At 74.2% G+C, this 4,185-nt stretch carries 3 protein-coding genes; all 3 read right to left on the reverse strand.

The window, feature by feature from the left end; translation table 11 throughout:
- A partial coding sequence (locus tag GPJ59_RS34270) for a serine/threonine protein kinase (protein ID WP_219671890.1) occupies positions 1-1,701 on the reverse strand: 1,701 nt, incomplete at its 3' end.
- On the reverse strand, positions 1,698-2,954 hold the full coding sequence (locus GPJ59_RS34275; RefSeq protein ID WP_219671893.1) for a hypothetical protein: 1,257 nt from the start codon (positions 2,952-2,954) through the stop codon (positions 1,698-1,700). The genes GPJ59_RS34270 and GPJ59_RS34275, both read right to left, overlap by 4 nt.
- An 83-nt stretch (positions 2,955-3,037) precedes the next feature.
- Entirely contained in the window at positions 3,038-4,042 is a 1,005-nt protein-coding gene (locus GPJ59_RS34280; RefSeq protein WP_219671891.1) for a glutamate ABC transporter substrate-binding protein, read from the reverse strand.
- Positions 4,043-4,185: the final 143 nt, after the last annotated feature.

Consider the following 4,185-nt stretch of genomic DNA (forward strand, 5'->3'; position numbering starts at 1 on the left):
CGGCGTGCCGGTGCCGGCCGGGGCCGTGCTCTCCGGGGCGCGGCGTCGCCCCAGGGTGCGCCAGGCGCGGCGGGCGGGGGTCTCGCGGGCGCCCAGGCGGGACGAGTACGCGGCCGTGTCGTCGGCGAAGAGGCGGGTGTCCGGGACCCGCAGCTCCGGGCCGAACAGGGTCGACAGGTGCGGCCGCGGCCGGCCGCTCTGCAGTGCGACGACCTCGCGCAGCACCCCCGTCAGCTGGTCCGCCATCTCTTGGGCGGACGCGAACCGGCGCCCCGGGTCCGGATCCGTCGCCCGTACCAGCAGCCGGTAGAACGACTCGTACCGCCGGAACACCTCGATGTACTCGGGATCGGGCAGCGAGTCGACGAAGACGTTCGTGTAGCCCTGGAAGTCGAAGGTCAGCACGGCCAGGGTGCGCGCCACCGTGTACAGGTCGGAGGCGACCGACGGGCCGACCTCGGCGACCTCGGGCGCCTGGTATCCCACCGTGCCGTATATGGCCGAGTCCAGGTCGCCCATCCGGCGCACCGCGCCCATGTCGATCAGCTTCAGCTGGTCCTGCTGCTGGATGGCGTTGTCCACCTTGAAGTCGCAGTACAGCAGGTTGCGGCTGTGCAGGTGCCCGAGCGCCTCCAGGGCCTCGATGCCGTACGCGCACGCCTGCTCGACCGGGAGCGGGTCGCGCCGGCCGTCCGGGCGGCGCCGCTCGTTCGCGATCTCCTTCAGCGACTTGCCGCCGACGTACTCCATCACGATGTACCCGTCCAGCGAGCCCGTCCGCTGGTCCAGGTGCTCCACGAAGTTGTAGATCCGCACGATGTTCGAGTGCTCGATCTCCGCGAGGAAGCGGCGTTCCGATATCGCCGCGGCCATCGCGTCCTGGTCACCCGTGTCCAGCAGGCCCTTGAGCACGACCCAGCGGTCCGACACCGCGCGGTCCACGGCCAGGTACACCCAGCCCAGGCCGCCGTGCGCCAGGCAGCCCGCCACCTCGTACTGGCCGCGGACGACATCGCCCGCCCGCAGCTTCGGCACGAAGGAGTACGGGTGGCCGCACGTGGTGCAGAACCCTTCCGTCCGGCCCGGCCGGTCCCCGCGCGCCCGGCCCACCGGGGCCCCGCACTCCGCGCGCGAGCAGAACCGCTTGCGCTCGGGCACCTCCGGGTTCGCCAGCACCGCGGTCGAGGGGTCCGGGCGCGGCACCTCGGGTACGGCGACCAGCCCGGCGCCCAGGCGGCCCCGCCCGGAGGCCTGTCCCGACGCCGTGCCGGTGCTGCGGACCGACACCGAGCGGGTGGACGACGTACCCGCCAGGGCCCGCGAGAGCCGGCCCGAGACCGAGCGCCGGGACGACGACGAGCGGGACGAGCGGGACGAACGCGAGGAACGGGACGAGGGCGTTGACGCCGGCCCGGACGAGCGGGAGGAGGGTGCGGACGGGTCCGAGCCGCGCGCCGGGCTCGTCATACCCGTCGGGGGCGATACGAGCTCCGCCGCACCGCCCGCCGCGGACTCCGCGGCCCCACGCGCCCCGGGCACACCGGCCGAGCCCGCGCCCGCCGAGCCCAGGCCGCCCGCCGACGTCAGGCCCGTCGGCGCCGGTGCCAGCCCGCACGTGTCGCAGTACAGCTCGCCGCCGCCCATGTCCTCGTACGCCCCCGGGCAGCCGGGACGGCCGCACGGGGTCCCGATCAGGCTCATCTGCCCTCCTCACCCGTCCCGGCCGGCCCCGCCGCACCCGACAGGACCTCGGCCGCCGTGTGCTGGTACCGCAGCACGGCCTGCTCGGCCGCCCGCAGGTCGCAGGGCGCGCTCCACAGCATCCGGCGGGCCGCGTCGTACCGCTCGACCAGCAGCGGGTCCTCCACCAGCCCGTGCCGGGCCACCTTCGCCCGGTACGCGTCGAGCCGGCCGCGCAGCTCCGCCCGCACCGCCAGCGGCGCCGTCACTGCGGTCAACGAATCACGGGCCCGGCGCAGTTCCTCCTCGGCCCGCTCCTCCAGCGACTCCAGCAGCGGTGACAGCCGGTGCCACTGCGCGTGCCGCCGGTACTCGGCCGCCGCCGCCAGCTGCTCCTGCAGCGCCGTCGGCGTGCCGCTGACGGCCGGCACCTCGGACGCGGCGATCTTCGCCAGCACCTCGCCGCGCGCCGTGCGCGCCTCCGCCAGGGTCCGGTCCGCCCGCGACAGCACGTCGCGCAGCCGCACCAGCCGCTGCTCGGCGTCCTGCCGGACCGTGAGCACGGCCTCGATCTCCCGCCGTACGTCCTCCAGCGCGCGCGCCGCACGGTCGTAGCGCACGGTGTCGGGCCGGCCGCCGCCCGGAGCCGAGCTGCCCGCCGCCGGCGTCCAGAAGGCCAGCGGGTCCTCGATCACCCGGGCGCGCAGCTCCACCAGCTCCGCGGTGATCGCCTCCAGGTCGTCGCCCGAGGGGTGCTCGCCGGGGCGCACGCCCACCGAGTGGGCCAGCGAGCGGGTGCGGTGCAGTTCGGCGGCGAGCAGGTCGATCCGGGCGGGCAGCGCCGACCACACCGCGTCGGCGGCCACGACCGTGTCCAGGGAACGCGCGTACAGCTCGTTCATCCGGGTCACCAGCTCGGCCAGCGAGCAGCGCTCGGCGAGCCGGCCCGTGCCGCCCGCGGAGCCCGCGACCAGGACGCCGGGGCCGCGCAGCCGCTCGGTGAGCTCGACCAGGTCCTCCCGGTTCGGCCAGCGGCGCCGCTCACGGATCTTGCGGGCGGCGGCCAGCGCCCCGCTGTAGGCGTCGAAGTACGCCCACAGCCGGGTGATGTCGGTGTCCGCGGCCGCCCAGCGCTCCCGGGTGACCCCGGACAGGGCGGCGCCCTCCAGCAGCCGGCGGCCGGCGTGGTCCTGGAGCGCGAGCAGGGACGTCTCGACCGCCTCGTGCTCCGCCTCCAGCCGGGCCAGCGCACGGTCGACGTCGTCCCGGTCCATCACTGCCGCTTCCGACACTGCCGCATCCGCCTCCGTTGCCGAGGTCCCCGCCGTCGCCGGCCGTACGATTTCCGCCATCGCGCTCAGCCGTCCCGGTACTTGGGGGCCGGCGGCGCGGTGACTCCGGGCAGATCGTCCCGCAGGTACTGGGCGTACGCCTTCATCCACTCGCTGCCGTCGCCGCCCGCACGGTAGTTCTCCAGCACCTGGTTGACCCGGCGGACCAGGTCGGAGGCGTCCTTGTGCATCGCCACGCCGTAGAACTCGCGGGTGAACGGCTTGCCGACGAGCCGCACCGACGGGTCCTGGGCAGCCTGGCCGGCGGCCAGGGCGTTGTCGGTGACGACGGCGTCGACCTGGCCGAGCTGGAGCCGCACCAGGCAGTCCAGCTGGTTGGGGACGGTGACCGGCGTCGAGCCGTGCGGCTCGTGCCGGAGCGCGGCCTCGCCGGTCGAGCCGGCCGCCGTGCAGACGCGGCGGCCCTTGAGGGAGTCGTCGAAGCCGGTGATCTCGGTGGCGGCGACGGGCGCCAGCACCTGCTGGCCGGCCTCGAAGTACGCCGTGGAGAAGGCCACCTCCTCCAGCCGCTTGCAGTTGATCGTCATGGTGCGTACGACGATGTCGACGCGGCCCTCCTGGAGCGCGGGGATGCGCTGGCTGGTGGGCACGGCACGGAAGATGACCGCGTTCTCGTTGCCCAGGATGTCCTTGGCGATGGCCCTCACCAGGGCGATGTCGAAGCCTTCGAGACGGCCGTCGACGGGGTTGCGGTAGCCCCAGCGGAAGCTGTTCTGGTCGACGCCGGCCACGAGCTTGCCGGCCTTCTTGATCCGGGCGACGGCATCGCCGTCGAGCCCGTTCGGGCGCAGGCTGGCCTCCGGGTCGGGGCAGGTGTCGGCCAGGTACTCCGGCGGGGCGAGGGCCGCCTGCCGGGCGGCCGGTTCCCGGGCCGCCCGGTCGGGGGCCGCCGCCCCACCGGGCGCGTGCGGCAGAGTTACGGCCGCGGCGGCCACCACGGCGCAGACGGCCACGGCCACGGCCGCGGCGAGCGCTCCGCGCGGCACGCGGGCGCCGTCTCCTATCCACATCTGACGCTGCCGACGATCCTACGCGTCTCACTCACGGTTGGGCCCGCCTGACATTCGACAAATGTTCGTGATAAGTAAGAACATAAACTACATAATAAACTACAAATAGCATAGACAATAACAGTTGCTCTACACAGACACAG

Source organism: Streptomyces bambusae (genome assembly GCF_019400985.1).
In the GTDB taxonomy this organism is placed as follows: domain Bacteria; phylum Actinomycetota; class Actinomycetes; order Streptomycetales; family Streptomycetaceae; genus Streptomyces; species Streptomyces bambusae_A.

Bases quoted from the DNA above. Each gene is read 5' to 3' on its own strand.
- GPJ59_RS34280 (WP_219671891.1), bottom strand. From the start codon at position 4,042: ATGTGGATAGGAGACGGCGCCCGCGTGCCGCGCGGAGCGCTCGCCGCG.
- GPJ59_RS34275 (WP_219671893.1), bottom strand. From the start codon at position 2,954: ATGGACCGGGACGACGTCGACCGTGCGCTGGCCCGGCTGGAGGCGGAG.